A 14,634-nucleotide genomic window follows, 5' to 3' on the forward strand; every position below is an offset into this window, starting at 1 on the left:
TCAAAACCAATCTATTTTGGTAACTTTTGCTGAATCTCCATTAACCTTTGGATTGAAACACCTCCATCCAATGCAGAGAGAAGACTTAAGTAAAGATCATCCGCTTGTTCCTGTAAATTGGTTACTAAACAATCTGTTTCCTTCAGTAATTCAATTTCATAGTGACTTTTCAAATGATCTCCTGACTGCTTTAAGTAATCGTCAGCAGAGACACTTAGAATTCGATTCAGTTCTTCCACCATGTATTGCTTCTCGTTCTTTTCAAAAAAGGATTTTGGATTTTTAAAATGAGCCAATGCTTTAGTAAATTGCTGGTGATCAATCTCTTTAAATGCTAAGGAAAAATCAATTTTTTCATACTTGGATTTCTCAAAGGCCGAAAAGGATAGATCCCCATTCACTTCTTGAAGGTTTCGAATTAGTTGTCCATGATAGTCTGTAAGAATCTTTTCAATAAACCGGTCCAATCTTACAGTAGTTGCCCTCATTTCTTGTGCAAAGTCAAAACCAATACTTTCTAGGAATTCATCAAGTGCCGCTTGCAGTGCTTTTTTCAAGTTGCGTCCGTCGTCCCTAAGTGTTGACGGATTAAATGCCTCTTTAAAGAAGTCTCCAAACCGTAAAAATACCCTTTGCTTAATATAGTAAATTAATTCTTCCGCTTCCTGTATTAAACGATTTTGTAGGCTTTCCCCGGATTGTTTTTCTAATAACCCCTTAATTTTAGCCTTTTCTTTTTCAAACTCTGTTCGCTTTTGCTCCTTAACCGTTATGTCTTCTTGTGAACTTTGTATTAACTTATTTACCAATTCAACTACACGATCCAGCTCCTTATCAGCAGAGGAAATAGCCATTTCCGTTAAGTCATTGGAAATAAACTGATAAAATGCCTGTTCAAAATAGTTCATCCCTGATTGCGTGCTTTGAGTTTTATTTTGTTTTTCGTTTAATGCAAGCAAGCTTGATAAGGAATACAAGTGTGGATTCCGAATTCCATATTTAATTAATTGGTCCGCCACATATTCAGCCACCAGTTCTTTTTCCTCATCGTTTTCAGCAAGATCAATCGCATTAATAATAAAGAACATTTTATCCATCTGGAAGGATTCTTTTACACGTCCCAGCTGGATTAAAAATTCACGGTCTGCTTTCGAAAAAGCATGATTATAATAGGTGACAAATAATATAGCATCTGAATTCTTAATATAATCAAAAGCAACCCCAGTGTGACGCGCATTTATACTGTCTGCTCCAGGTGTATCAACAAGCGTAATCCCTTTTCTTGTTAGCTCACAATCATAATAAAGTTCAATCCACTCTACATAACAGGATTTTTCCTCTTTTGCCACAAACTCATTAAAATCACTTATATCCGTTTCTTTGGTGGTACCTAGCAGAGGTACTAAAGAGGCAAAGCCTTTTTTGAATGCCTGTAAAAAGGCAAAATGTGTTTTTTCAAGTACACCTTCTTGGCTTTTATCTAGTAAAATCTGGTCAATCATTTTCACTGCATAGTTAAAATCTATAGCATGCAAATCAAAAACCTTTAAGGAGCGATTTACATCTTCAAGCATGGAACCCTGATCTTTAAATTTCACAAGGACCGTTCCATGCTGCCTTTCAGCTGTCACAGGTTTAATTTTATTGATAGCAGCAGTCGTTGGGTTTGGCGATACCGGTAAAACCTTCTCCCCCATTAAAGCATTCGCAAATGAGGACTTCCCAGCGCTAAATGCCCCGAATAACGCAACAGTAAACCCTTTATTCTCCAACCTATTTGCCTTTTCTTCCAATTCCTTTGAAATTTTTTGAAAACCGGCTATATCTTTTATCAGGTTCGATGAAAGATGGAGTCGTTCAACTGTTTGCTTTAAATGATTATCTGACTGCTCAAACATCTCCCCTGCATCTTTGGAAACAATCTTTGTATTCACTGTGTTTCTGGATATATTTTCTTGGTTAGTATTAACTTGGGAGCCCTCTTGAGTTTTAATCACATCATATTCTTTATCATGCTGACTAAATAGATGGTTACGATCCTCCTGAAGAATCTCATGTTTTGTAAACAAGTCATCAATCTTTTTATCTTTTATAAAAATAGACTGTTCTGCCTTTTTCAATTCTGTTAAGGCATTAACATACCTTTCAATTTTGGTAAATTCCTCTTCATACTGCTGTTGTAATTTCGATGTTTGAATAGTTAAACATTCTACAAACTTACTTTTGAATTCAGAAAGTTGATTTCTTGCGGATCTTTTTATCTCATTGGCCACATCCTCAGTATAACGAAGTACATATTCCCCCGATACACGTGCCCCAGACTTAACAGCATCCTCTAATAACTGCATAGGAATAGGGATGGAGAAAGCTTGAGCTAACCCTTGCAGCTCAATATCTTCAATTTCAGCCTCCTTTATACTGCGGAGTAAAAATTCTCGAATATGCCACTCAAGCTGTGACTTTACTTTATCTAGTAAATCTTGATAGAAACTCTCTAATCTCTTACTTTTCTCTTCGTTTGTCTTTTGTTTGGAGAATAAGAACCCAACTTTAAATTCCGGCTGACAGGATTCTAAATAACTCTCCGCTAAAGCTCTTGTCTGAAATGGCATAATGATTGCATTTTTCAGGATTTGTGAAATTTCATTTTCAAAGTTTTTTTCCTTAACCCCAGTACTTTCACTTATCTTTTTGAGGTCCCGAGAGACTCTTTGATGGGATGCTTCTAAATCTTGTCTTTCCTTCTCCGATAGTTCATTTAATATTTTTAGGATAGGAATGAGCTCTTCATCAGCTAACTTATGTGATTGGTCGATATGATCCTGGGCAATTTTTCTTAACGAATGAAAAACTGACGGGATTAATAAATGTTCTTTCTCACTCAACTTAGATTGAATGAACTGCTGAAGTTCAGTGAAATCATTTAAAGGATGATTTTCAGCCTTTAATGACGTGTAAAAAATCCTTGCTGGTCTTACACCCCAAGATGCGAAAGAGTCAACTACACTTTTTTGGAAATCGGTAAAACTTAATTCGTCATTTTTGTGTTTATCTATTTGATTAATGACTAAATAAACCTCTTTTCCTGCTTCCGCTAATTCCTTTGTAAACAAGAAATTTAATTCTGCTTGGACATGGTTATAATCCATAACATAAAAAATAAGATCCGCAAGATGCAATGCTGACTCTGTTGCAATCCGGTGAGCATCATCTGCAGAGTCAATACCTGGTGTATCCATAATTACCGTATTTTCTGGTAAACGAGAATCCTTATGGCTGATTTCAATGGATTCAATTTTGTCTCCATCCTTACAATAATTTTTGACTAACCCATAATCATAGGGTGCTAGATATAACCTTGGTTTTTCATTTTTAAAATAAACTTTGGCGTATTCCTCTCCTGCCTTTACTCTTACAAGGTTTGCACTAGTTGGGATTGGACTTGAGGGTAATAAATTCTCACCAACCACTCGATTGATCATTGTCGATTTCCCAGCTGAAAAATGCCCGCAAAAAGCAATGAGAAACTCCCTATTCATTAATTTGTTTGCAAGTTGTTTCACTTTTTCAGCCTGTACTTCATCTTTTTCGTCGGCTAATAAATTATATAAAGAAGCAATCTTATGTTTTAGTGTTTCAAAAGTTTCAATTTGACTGGCAGTTTTAACCATTACATATTCCCCTTAGCAACTTAGTAATGTTTTTATTTTATACGATAATTCAAACATTTCCTATCTTGACACACCTTTTCTAGAACAATTTTGTTTTTTTCTTGTTAAACGTAAGGCACTGTTAAAATTGCCTGTTGATTTCCGCTCCAGGCGCGAGCGGTTCGTGGGCGTTTCGGCGAGCCTCCTCGGAGAAAAGCGCCTGCGGGGTCTCCACTGAACCGTACTCCCACAGGAGTCTTCGCGTCTTCCGCTCCAATCAACAGGGGATAAAAATCAACAATGTTCTTTAACACATCCAATCGCAAAGAAAAAAGCCAAGGATTTCTCCTTGGCTTTTGAAAGTATTTTAACTGATTTCATTTAATGAGTTGCATTTCGTAAGACGTGCTTCATGACAAATGCATAAATAACTATAGTTCCTCCAACAAAAGCAAAAGCCATATGTAACACCTTCCCTTTTCGAACTCTGATTGAGAATGATTTTCATCGTTGAGATTAGTTTAACATAGCTGATAATCGTTTTCAATAACGTTTTATCAACTGTCACAATTATTTAACAATCTTAGGGAGAAAACGATTACAATTTTGGAAAGCATCAACATATTCAGTTAAATCCTGAAGAGCCTTCTCCTCCTCTGGAATTCGACGAGACAAAATCATCACATTAAGCATGGTAAACAAGATAGAGGTGATATAGGAAGAAAATAATAATGGAACAACCAGTAGCTCGATAGCTACGACAAAATAATTTGGATGTTTTATAAAACGATATGGCCCCTTCCTTATAACCTTCGCATTGGCTAAGACAAGAATTTTTGTATTCCAATACTTTCCAAGCGAAGTGATTGCCCATAATCTGACTAACTGAGTAACTATAAAAACGGTCAGCAATAAAGGCCATATTGGGGATAATCCGCGATTCAGCCAAACCTTCTCGCCGAAAAAAACAATAAAAAACAGAATATGCATGCCAACCATATATCTATAATGCTTTACTCCAAATTCAATGGCACCATTTTTCTTCATCCATCTTTCATTACTTTTAGCAATAAGCAGCTCTGTTACTCTTTGAGAAATGATGACTCCGAATAAAACAAGGAATGGAAGAACATTATTCATTTACACCCACCTCATTAGTAGCAGTTCAGAACTAAACCCTGGACCTAGAGCTGTTCCAAGCCCAATAGTATTCTTCGGAATATCCTTCTCCATGATTCGTTTCAGTACATAAAGGATTGTAACCGACGACATATTGCCAAATTGCTTTAGCACCTCTAAGGATATATCTGTCATGGAAGTAGGGATATCTAATGATTTAACATAGGCATCTATCACTTTTTTACCACCAGGGTGGGCAATAAAATAATCTACCTGACTTAGGTTCATGTGATATAGATCTAGAAATTCCTTCACATTTGGCTTTAACCATTCTTCAATAATTCGAGGTATATCTCTGGAAAAGACAACGTACAAACCTGAACTTTTAATCTCCCAGCCCATTACGTCCAACGAGTTTGGCATGAGTGTAGATTGTGTTCCGATAATCGATGGATACGCCGCTTTTTTTCTATAACTCTTTGTATTCGAAGAGTCGCCACAAACCAATGCACAGGCAACCCCATCTGCAAATAGTGAGACCCCTATTAAATTACTCTTTGACAGATCATTACGTTGAAAGGTTAGACTGCATAGTTCAATTGAAAGGACAAGCACCTTTGCTTCAGGAAATGCCAAGCAATACTCAAATGCTCTTGATAATCCCACAGCCCCACCAGCGCATCCAAGCCCCCAAATTGGTATCCGTTTCGTGTGTGGACTAAAAGGGAGTTGATTCATAATTCTCGCATCAATACTTGGAGTTGCCACACCTGTAGTTGAAATAAAAAATATCGCATCTATTTCTTCATAAGGCAGGGGTTTTTCAAGAAAAATAGTATTATTTAAGCATTTGGTAATCGCCTCACTACCAAATGTAACAGCAGCCTCTATGTAAGCATTATTTTTCTCCTCAAACGTATGGTTATCTTTAAACCAATCTAGCCCTTTCACAAAATGCCTTTTTTCAATTTGTCCATTTTGAAAGGCTTTTAAGAGTCTTTCAATATCCTTAAATGAGTCCGCAAAAAGATCACGTGCAAACTCTACTGCTTGATTTTGATTAATTTCATATGGGGGTATTACTTCTGAAACAGAAAGAATAGCGGGCATCATACATTCTCCTTCATCCTATGTACGGGTATTTTTTCCAGTAATCAGGAGAATTATTCGAATGTTTATTTCACTACATGGGCAAAAAAAAAGCCTCCCTACGACAGGGAAGCAAACGTTTTGAAGGTTGTTGTTGTTGTGCTCTTAAATTATATCGCGATTTTAAATTTCCTTCATTACATAATCTTTACCAATTTTAGTGGCTTATTGTTTTTCTGGTTGAGCTTGAACCTCAATCTTTATTTTTTTATTTGCCAATAATCCGCAAACTTCACAATCTTGTTCTTCATTATATAATAATCGACATTGTTCACAATAATATTTTTCCATAGAAAACCCTCGCTTCCTAATTAAACTAAGTCATTATGATTTATCTTATTTTTCATGTTTCAGGAATGTGACTTGGTTTCAAAAACATGGATTTTTGCTTGTGAAACATTAATCAATTACTTTTATCACAGGTAAAGTGTGATGGTTCACATTTATGTCACATTTACCCCAAGGTTAATGTGACATAAATCACTGTTATATCAAGTTTTTAACATTAACATAGTAGTTACCTAAGGAATGAACAATTTGTGAACTTCCAAATTTTATAGTTTAATTTCACAATTGTTTTGTATTATGAAAGAGAACTTATTATTTAATCTTTACTTTTCTTGAAGGGAGTGCAAGGGGATGGCAAAAACGGAATTAAAAACAAAACAAAAAACCGAGATCGAAGACAGCTCTTCTCTCAAAGGAACATTAGCGTCCGTTTTCTTTTTGGGATTTTTCATTGTGGTCACTTGGGTAGGTGTCTATTACCTATTTGTAGAACGTTTTTAATGATTGAAGGGGGAAAAAGATAATGCATATGCATAAATTTGAAAAAATATGGCTCGCATTTGGAATAGGTGCCCTTGTAGTATTTTTGGTCACCATTGGCGTTAGTGCTTTTTATCTAGGTAACAAACCACCTAGTTGTTTAACTACTATTAATCCTGAGAAGGTCAATCAAACAAAACCATTTACAGAGCCAGGCCTTCACAAAGTTGAAGGGAAAGAATGGGACTATGAATTAGTGTATGTGGCTTCAGCCTTCTCATTTAATCCTGTGCAAGTAAAAGTGCCACTAGGTGCGAAAGTAAGGGTCATTGCAACAACAACAGATGTTGTTCATGGATTCGAAGTAGCTGGAACTAATATTAATATGATGCTTGAACCTGGTTATGTCAGTGAATATACGACAACCTTTGACAAGGCTGGCGAATATCTAATTGTGTGTAATGAATATTGTGGTGCTGGACACCATCTAATGAGTTCAAAGATTGAGGTGGTAAAATAATGGTTAACAATACAGCTGTAAAAGTAAAAGTTGACCCACGTGATGCAAAGCTTTCGATGGCACACTTTTTTGTCGCCTTCTCCGCTCTTGCTCTTGGTGGTTTGATGGGACTTCTCCAAACCCTCGTTCGTTCTGGTAAATGGGAACTTCCTTGGGGAATCGATTATTATCAAGTTTTAACTGTCCACGGAGTATTAATGGGACTTGTTTTAACCACTTTCTTTATTATGGGATTTCAATATGCTGCGGTAAGCAGAACAACTGGAGGACATTCCCCAGCAGCAAGACGTACCGGCTGGATTGGCTTTTGGGTCATGTTGATCGGTACATTAATGGCTGCAACAATGGTTTTGCTTAAAGAAGCATCTGTTCTTTATACGTTCTATGCTCCACTAAAAGCACACTGGATTTTTTATTTGGGCTTAACCTTTGTAGTTGTTGGAAGCTGGATTGATGGTTCTGCTCAGATTCTGACCTATGCAAAATGGCGTAAGAATAATCCAGGACAGCCAAGTCCTTTATTAAGCTTTATGGCTGTAGTGAATACTGTTCTTTGGATTGTGGCTACATTAGGTGTTGCTGCAACCGTTTTATTCCAATTACTGCCTTGGTCACTTGGCTTAGTGGATACTGTTGATGTTTTAGTCAGCCGTACATTGTTCTGGTATTTTGGTCATCCATTAGTTTATTTCTGGTTATTACCCGCTTATATGTGTTGGTATGCCATTATCCCAAAAATTATCGGTGGGAAAATTTTCTCCGATTCCTTAGCTCGTTTATCTTTTATTTTGTTCTTGCTTTTCTCTATACCGGTAGGTTTTCACCACCAATTAACCGAACCTGGAATTGATCCAGCATGGAAATTCTTACAAGTAATTTTAACATTCATGGTTATTATCCCATCATTAATGACAGCTTTCTCTTTATTTGCAACCTTTGAGAGATATGGCCGTTCAAAAGGCGCAACTGGTCTTTTTGGCTGGTTCAGAGTTCTACCATGGGGTGATGCTCGTTTTATCGTTCCATTTATCGGTATGGCTGTTTTTATCCCAGCTGGTGCTGGTGGTATTATTAACGCTTCAAACCAGATGGACCAGGTAGTTCATAATACTATATGGGTAACAGGCCATTTCCACTTAACGGTAGCAACATCTGTTGCGTTAACATTTTTTGGAATCTCCTACTGGTTAGTACCGCATTTAACAGGACGTAAATTAACAAAAGCAATGAATAAACTAGGTATTATTCAAGGCTGGGTATGGACAATTGGAATGGCCTTCATGTCAACTTCCATGCATGCACAAGGTTTACTTGGTGGCCCACGACGCTCTTCCTTCTCAACCTATGGTGGTGCGAAGCAAGCGGCAGAGTGGATTCCTTACCAAATTGCTCAAGCAGTTGGTGGCTCCATCCTTTTCTTAGGTATTATCTTAGTGCTAATTATCTTTATCAATCTAGCATTCTTTGCTCCAAAGGGAGAAGAAGAATTCCCAGTTGGTGAAGCAGAACGTCCGGAAGAAAAAGCGCCAATGGTATTTGAAAACTGGAAACTATGGCTTGGTATTACAGCTGCTTTAATTCTTTTTGCTTACACCATACCGTTTATTGATATCATTCAAAATGCACCACCCGGATCGAAAGGATTCCAAACTTGGAGTAAATGGTAGTATAAATAATAGTAGAAAAGGCTTCAATCATTGGATTGAAGCCTTTTTTTTGCATATTTGGTTTGGATTATTTTTTGACCGATTAACTTGCAAAACTGATAATAGAATCAAGGAGGTACCGATCCCCTGGGTAACACTGAACCCTTCCCGATAAAGAAAAACGCTTAACAGCGTGGCTACTACAGGTTCAACCGTTGCAATAATAGAAGCTTTACTAGTGTCTATTTTTTCAAGTCCTTTTGTATAGAGTAAATAAGCCAATACCGTTGGAAAAAGCCCCAAACCAATCCCGTATAGAAGAACTTCATGACTTACCAGTAAGGAACCCTTTTCCCAAATATTTGTTGACGGTAGTAATGTGATGGAAGCAATAACAAACGTATAAAAAGTGACCGTAAAGGGTTGATATTTTTTTAAAGCAAATTTGCCAAAGATACTATATAAGGCATATCCAAAGCCGGCCCCGAGTCCTGTTAAAATTCCGATAAAACTAAAGCTTGTCGCATGAAGGTTTACCCCTGCAACCATTACACACCCTGCAATTGTCCCTAGGACTGATAATAATTTTACAGTATCCATTTTCTCTTTTAAAAATAGAAAGGATAAAGCTGTAACAAAAACAGGGGCTGTATATAATAGTATGACAGCAATGGATAAACTCATTTGATTGATTGCAGAAAAGTAGCACCAATTGAATAACACAATGCTGCAAACGCCGGTTCCTATAAACAATTTAAGATCCATCCATTTGATTTTCATCTGTGATGAATATTTACTGATACCAAGGATTCCAAGCAATACTGCTGCAGTCACTACCCTTACTGTGACAATCTCCATCGGTGTAAAACCTAATTCGGTTAGCTTTCTAACAAATATGGCAATAATCCCCCATAATGCAGCACTACTAGAAATGAAAATAATCGGAAGGAGCTTTTTCACTGCAATTGATATACCTTTTGATATTTATCAATGAGATACTCAATTAAATACTCTGCATTTAAGCCCTCACCTGTAACATCTCTTAGAATTTCAAGAGGTTTCTTTAATTTTCCGTATTGATGAATATTTTTCGTTAACCACTCTTTAATCGGCAGCAAATCCCCTTCTTCTACCAATTGGTTAAAATGAGGGATTTCCTCAATCATCTTATGCTTAAATTGCGCAGCATACATATATCCTAATGCATAGGAAGGGAAATATCCAAAGCTTCCTCCCGCCCAGTGAACATCCTGGAGAATACCCTCCCCATCATTCTTCGGAACAATTCCCAAGTACTGTTCATACATATCATTCCAAATCTGAGGCAGATCCTTCACTTGCATGGAACCATCAAATAAGCCTTTTTCAATTTCATAACGAATAATGATATGAAGCGGATAAGTTAATTCGTCTGCTTCGATTCTAATAAGGGATGGTTTAGATTCATTAATAGCTCTGTAAAATCTTTCACTATCTACTTGATCAAATTGCCCATCTGCGTATTTTTTTAGGCAGTCAAAGTTATTTTTCCAAAATGGAAGGCTTCTACCAACAATATTTTCGTAGAATAGGGATTGGGATTCGTGAATACCCATGGATGCAGCAGAACATAGAGGCGTACCGATTAATTCTTTTGAAAAGTTTTGTTCGTATAAGGCGTGGCCCCCCTCATGAATGGTGCCAAATATAGCTGTCCGAAAGTCATTTTCATCATACTTTGTAGTGACACGGACATCCCCAGGATTCAGCCCAATCGCAAATGGATGAACGGTTTCATCCAGCCTTCCAGCCTGAAAGTTATAGCCCATCTTTGCCAGAATTTCTAAGCTGAATTCACGTTGCTTTTTCTTTTTAAAGGATTTAAAAAGAAAATCTGTTGTTGGCTTATTATCGGCTTCAGAGATTTTCTTCACTAAAGGAACAATCCTCTCTCTGAGTTTACCAAATACATCATCCAGTACCTCTGTCGTCAACCCTGGTTCATACATGTCTAATAAAACATCATATCTCTTTTCCGTATGCCCCCAGTAACTAATAAACCTTCTTGTCATCTCTACCAGTTTTTCTAAATACGGGCTAAACATAGCAAAATCAGCTTTCTCTTTCGCTTCCTCCCATATACTCTCAGCTTTGGATTGGAGGATCACAAACTCTTTGTATTCTTCCGCTGGAATTTTTTTATTACGTTCATACTCTTTTTTGCACTCTTCAAGAATTTTTCTTGTTTTATCATCTACTTCAGCTTTTGATAAACTTGCTATGTAAGCAGCCATTTCTTCAGAAGTAGACATTTTAAATACTTCCGAAGATAACATACCGATTACTTCTGACCGCTGTTCTACCCCCTGTTTGGGAGCTCCTGTTCTTAAATCCCAATAAATAACGCCAAGTGCCTCATGATAGGCAGTCATTTTTTTCACATAATCCAAAAACTCTTTTTCTATTTGAATAGTCTTTGTACTCACAGCATTGCCCCCTTTCATAACGTTTAAATTTTACCATATAATTCTGAAAAGTTGGCCTTTTGAGATTAATAATGATAAAAAAAACAACAGAAAGAGTTTTCTGTTGTAAAATATATTCATAGGGAAAAAACTGAAAATTAAATATTCAAACGTAAAATGATTAGAAAGAGTTAAGCAGCCTGGAAAATTCAAAGGTGTAAATTCCTAACTTACTTTTTACTGATTGCAACCTTCCATGTTTCAGGACCCTCTTCTAGGTATTCCCAAGAAAATTGTTCAGGTCTCTCCATCATGAACTGGTATAAAAGTGGTCTCGGATCATGGTCGTTAACAATCATCATGGTTTCTCCTGATGATAGCTCATCAAATCCGTTAAAGATTGTTGGATGCTTTTCACGTGGTGGGTAGTCTGGCACATGGATTACTTTTGCATACGTTTGCAACATTATCACTCCTTATATTTTGTTTACTTCTATTTCATTATAAGAAATCCTTTTCTCATTTTTAGTGCATCTTATCACACCCAAGAAATGATTTTATTAATACTCTTTCCTTAGTTAGGAGGTTAGAAAAATGAAGGAATTAGTAGGCTCATGCAAGTGCTGCAACAAGAATATATACTGTTTAGATGGCTTTTTTAACGGCATCCATACAGAAAACAATGAAATACTTTGTTTTGAATGTTACCAAAATCTGTTACAGGAAATAGAAAATCCGCAAAGTTAAACTTTGCGGATTCCCTAATTACTCTTCGTCGATAGAAAGGTCTTTAACAGGAAGCTTTTCTTCTTCCTTATGAGTTGGTTTACGTAAGTTAAAGAGTGCCTTTATACAGAATATTACTAAAATTAACACACCAATAAGGAAAATGGTGTCAGGTACCGCACGCCATGTTAGTAGAGTTTGTACGATATCCTTTTGAAGGAATGATGCAGAGCGGCTTGCTGCATAACCATGATAGAAGGCTTCTTTAATTTGAATGAAACCAACTGGTAGTAATGATAGGAATACCATACCTGCAAGACCGATATTTAATAATACACAGCTAACTTTAATCCATTTATCATTCCAAGCCTCTGGCTTAACAATGTTTCTTAGTGAATACAATAGAACTGCTACTGCAAACATTCCGTATACACCCATCATTGATGCATGACCGTGTGTTGGTGTTAAGAATTGTCCGTGTTCAAAATAGCTTACTGCTGGTAAGTTTATTAAGAATCCAAGTACACCTGCACCAACCAAGTTCCAAACTGCGACAGAGATTAAGAACCAGAAGGTTCCTTTATAAGGGAAATCAACTCCACCCTCACGCATCATTTTGTATTGCTCATATGCTTCAAGGATTAACAAGGTTAATGGGATAACTTCTAACGCTGAGAAAACAGCACCAAGTCCTAACCATACTTCTGCAGAACCGTTATAGTAATAGTGGTGACCAATACCGATTACACCGCTGCCTAAAAGCAGGATTAATTGGAAGTATAATTGTCTTACGGTTGATTTCTTGGTTACTAGACCTAATTGAACCATTAAGAAACCAATGACAACTACTGCAAAAACTTCAAAAATACCTTCTACCCATAAGTGAATAATCCACCAGCGCCAATAATCTGCGAATGTGAAGCTAGTACCAGGATTGATAAATAATGCAAAGATATAGAATGCCGGTACAGCTATAGCTGAGTAGAATAATAGGTGGATAAGTCCGCCCCGATCTGTCTCACGCTTTAGACCTGCTTTAACACCTCTAAATACAATGAACAACCAAATCAACATACCAACAATTAATATGAGCTGCCATACGCGGCCGAGTTCAATATATTCCCAACCAGTGTGACCGAATAAGAACCATTGATTTCCTAAATATCCATTTGCTCCAAGCCATTCTCCAACCATACTGCCGCCTACAAGCACAACAAGAGCCCAGAATAAAATATCTACCAATAAGCCTTGTTTCTTAGGCTCATAACCACCGACTAATGGAGCTACATAAATCCCCATACCTAGCCATGCTGTTGCAATCCAGAATATTGCAAGTTGTAAGTGATAGCCTTTAGTGATGTTAAATGGAAGAATATCATGGATCCACTTAATTCCAAAGAATGTATCAGGTTCAATATAATAGTGAGCAAGTAACGCACCAAACATACACTGAACGAAGAATAAGACAGATACGATGGTAAAATATTTCCCTGATTTTACTTGTGAATTTGTCACTGGCATTTTACGTAAATCAATTTGTGGAAACTTGCCTTCTTTATAAGCCTCTTGCATACCAAACTGATAACGGTAGAATAAATAAAGAATAATACCAATCATTAAAATAAGTATGGTTACACTTGCACCGCTCCACCAAATAGCAGAGAAGGATAATTGATTTCCAGCGTCTTCATAGTATGGCCAGTTATTTGTATAGGTGATTTTATCACCTTCACGTACTGTACTTGAAAGCCAAGCCGTCCAAAAGAAGAAGTCTGAAATCTGGGTAATCTGATCACCCTTTGCAACATAGGCACGATCCTTAGCAGGTATATCCTTTTCTTTAATAAGGTTTGCCTTTAATCCCCAGCCGTCACCCTTTGTAAAGATATCTTTATAGTAGGCTCTCACTTTCTCAAGTCCAAAAGCTTGAGCATTTGTTAGCTCCATTGTATCTTTGCTGCTGTCATATCTATTTTTGCGCATTTCTTTAATTACTTTATTTTTAATAATGACTTTTTCATCTGCATTTAATTTCGAATAATCTTTGCCATAATCTTCATTAGCTTTAAAATCCTGCATACCTTCTGTATAGATTTTTAAAGCTTCCGCTGTATAATCTGGACCCATGTAAGATCCATGTCCTAAAACCGTTCCATAATCCATTAAGCCATATTTTTGGAAAACTGCCTGACCACCCATTATGGAGTCTTTTGTAAATAATACCTCTCCTTTTTCATTGGTTACCTCTATTGGTCTAGGGGCCTGTTCCTTAAATATCCAATAGCCTCCCGCTAATAAGACAGTGAAACTAAGTAAAATGGTAATAATTAATGTGGACTTCAACAAGGCATTTTTATTTGCCTTTACCACTTTTTTTGCCTGTGTTCCCCGCTGAATTTCCATTCCCTTTCATCCTCTCATGTTTCTTTACACTCGTATTGTAACTTTGATAGCCATCTCACAAAGTGAAGCGCCTCATCCTACCCCTGTGATATTTATCACGCAACCGAGAATTATTTTCAAAAAGATCTCTAGCTATGACGGAGGTCACATATCCAGTGTGAAATCCTTGCTACAATGAAGCTAAGTTGAATTACTAATATGAAGGTGAT

Annotated in this window: 11 protein-coding genes; 3 read left to right on the forward strand and 8 right to left on the reverse strand. The window is 36.9% G+C overall.

Features of this window, described 5'->3' with window-relative positions; all coding sequences use genetic code 11:
• Positions 1–11 precede the first annotated feature (11 nt).
• From AC3A54_RS01300 to AC3A54_RS01315, 4 genes are all read right to left on the reverse strand, one after another.
• Positions 12–3,671: a dynamin family protein gene (locus tag AC3A54_RS01300; RefSeq protein WP_487653101.1), complete on the reverse strand. Its 3,660-nt coding sequence runs from the start codon at positions 3,669–3,671 to the stop codon at positions 12–14.
• 549 nt (positions 3,672–4,220) lie between these two features.
• Complete coding sequence (locus AC3A54_RS01305; RefSeq protein WP_487653102.1) at positions 4,221–4,790, reverse strand: isoprenylcysteine carboxyl methyltransferase family protein; 570 nt, start codon at positions 4,788–4,790, stop codon at positions 4,221–4,223.
• Complete coding sequence (locus AC3A54_RS01310) at positions 4,791–5,879, reverse strand: type III polyketide synthase (RefSeq protein WP_487653103.1); 1,089 nt, start codon at positions 5,877–5,879, stop codon at positions 4,791–4,793.
• Positions 5,880–6,083: 204 nt separating this feature from the next.
• Positions 6,084–6,209, reverse strand: coding sequence for a hypothetical protein (locus AC3A54_RS01315; protein ID WP_487653104.1), 126 nt, complete (start codon positions 6,207–6,209; stop codon positions 6,084–6,086).
• A gap of 348 nt (positions 6,210–6,557) precedes the next feature.
• Here AC3A54_RS01315 and AC3A54_RS01320 point away from each other — a divergent pair, with 348 nt between their 5' ends.
• Genes AC3A54_RS01320 through AC3A54_RS01330 form a run of 3 tightly spaced genes read left to right on the forward strand, consistent with a single transcriptional unit; the run spans position 6,558 to position 8,873 of the window.
• Positions 6,558–6,707: a cytochrome c oxidase subunit 2A gene (locus AC3A54_RS01320; protein ID WP_308083434.1), complete on the forward strand. Its 150-nt coding sequence runs from the start codon at positions 6,558–6,560 to the stop codon at positions 6,705–6,707.
• Between the two features lie 22 nt (positions 6,708–6,729).
• A complete protein-coding gene (locus AC3A54_RS01325) occupies positions 6,730–7,206 on the forward strand; it encodes a cytochrome c oxidase subunit II (RefSeq protein WP_308083433.1) in 477 nt (158 codons plus the stop codon).
• A complete protein-coding gene (locus tag AC3A54_RS01330; RefSeq protein WP_308083432.1) occupies positions 7,206–8,873 on the forward strand; it encodes a b(o/a)3-type cytochrome-c oxidase subunit 1 in 1,668 nt (555 codons plus the stop codon). The genes AC3A54_RS01325 and AC3A54_RS01330 overlap by 1 nt, the downstream gene beginning before the upstream one ends.
• 27 nt (positions 8,874–8,900) lie before the next feature.
• Here AC3A54_RS01330 and AC3A54_RS01335 read toward each other — a convergent pair whose 3' ends face one another.
• The 4 genes from AC3A54_RS01335 to AC3A54_RS01350 form a co-directional block, all read right to left on the reverse strand.
• Entirely contained in the window at positions 8,901–9,812 is a 912-nt protein-coding gene (locus AC3A54_RS01335) for a DMT family transporter (RefSeq protein WP_487653105.1), read from the reverse strand.
• Complete coding sequence (locus tag AC3A54_RS01340) at positions 9,809–11,317, reverse strand: carboxypeptidase M32 (protein WP_487653106.1); 1,509 nt, start codon at positions 11,315–11,317, stop codon at positions 9,809–9,811. The genes AC3A54_RS01335 and AC3A54_RS01340 overlap by 4 nt, the downstream gene beginning before the upstream one ends.
• Positions 11,318–11,526: 209 nt before the next feature.
• Positions 11,527–11,763: a DUF2249 domain-containing protein gene (locus AC3A54_RS01345; RefSeq protein ID WP_374121041.1), complete on the reverse strand. Its 237-nt coding sequence runs from the start codon at positions 11,761–11,763 to the stop codon at positions 11,527–11,529.
• Between the two features lie 298 nt (positions 11,764–12,061).
• Complete coding sequence (locus AC3A54_RS01350) at positions 12,062–14,425, reverse strand: nitric-oxide reductase large subunit (protein WP_487653107.1); 2,364 nt, start codon at positions 14,423–14,425, stop codon at positions 12,062–12,064.
• Positions 14,426–14,634: the final 209 nt, after the last annotated feature.

Source organism: Neobacillus sp. Soil_C_43, assembly GCF_057656715.1.

Coding starts and splice junctions, on each gene's coding strand:
- AC3A54_RS01300 (WP_487653101.1), bottom strand. CDS start 3,671: ATGGTTAAAACTGCCAGTCAAATTGAAACTTTTGAAACACTAAAACAT.
- AC3A54_RS01305 (WP_487653102.1), bottom strand. CDS start 4,790: ATGAATAATGTTCTTCCATTCCTTGTTTTATTCGGAGTCATCATTTCT.
- AC3A54_RS01310 (WP_487653103.1), bottom strand. CDS start 5,879: ATGCCCGCTATTCTTTCTGTTTCAGAAGTAATACCCCCATATGAAATT.
- AC3A54_RS01315 (WP_487653104.1), bottom strand. CDS start 6,209: ATGGAAAAATATTATTGTGAACAATGTCGATTATTATATAATGAAGAA.
- AC3A54_RS01320 (WP_308083434.1), top strand. CDS start 6,558: ATGGCAAAAACGGAATTAAAAACAAAACAAAAAACCGAGATCGAAGAC.
- AC3A54_RS01325 (WP_308083433.1), top strand. CDS start 6,730: ATGCATATGCATAAATTTGAAAAAATATGGCTCGCATTTGGAATAGGT.
- AC3A54_RS01330 (WP_308083432.1), top strand. CDS start 7,206: ATGGTTAACAATACAGCTGTAAAAGTAAAAGTTGACCCACGTGATGCA.
- AC3A54_RS01345 (WP_374121041.1), bottom strand. CDS start 11,763: ATGTTGCAAACGTATGCAAAAGTAATCCATGTGCCAGACTACCCACCA.
- AC3A54_RS01350 (WP_487653107.1), bottom strand. CDS start 14,425: ATGGAAATTCAGCGGGGAACACAGGCAAAAAAAGTGGTAAAGGCAAAT.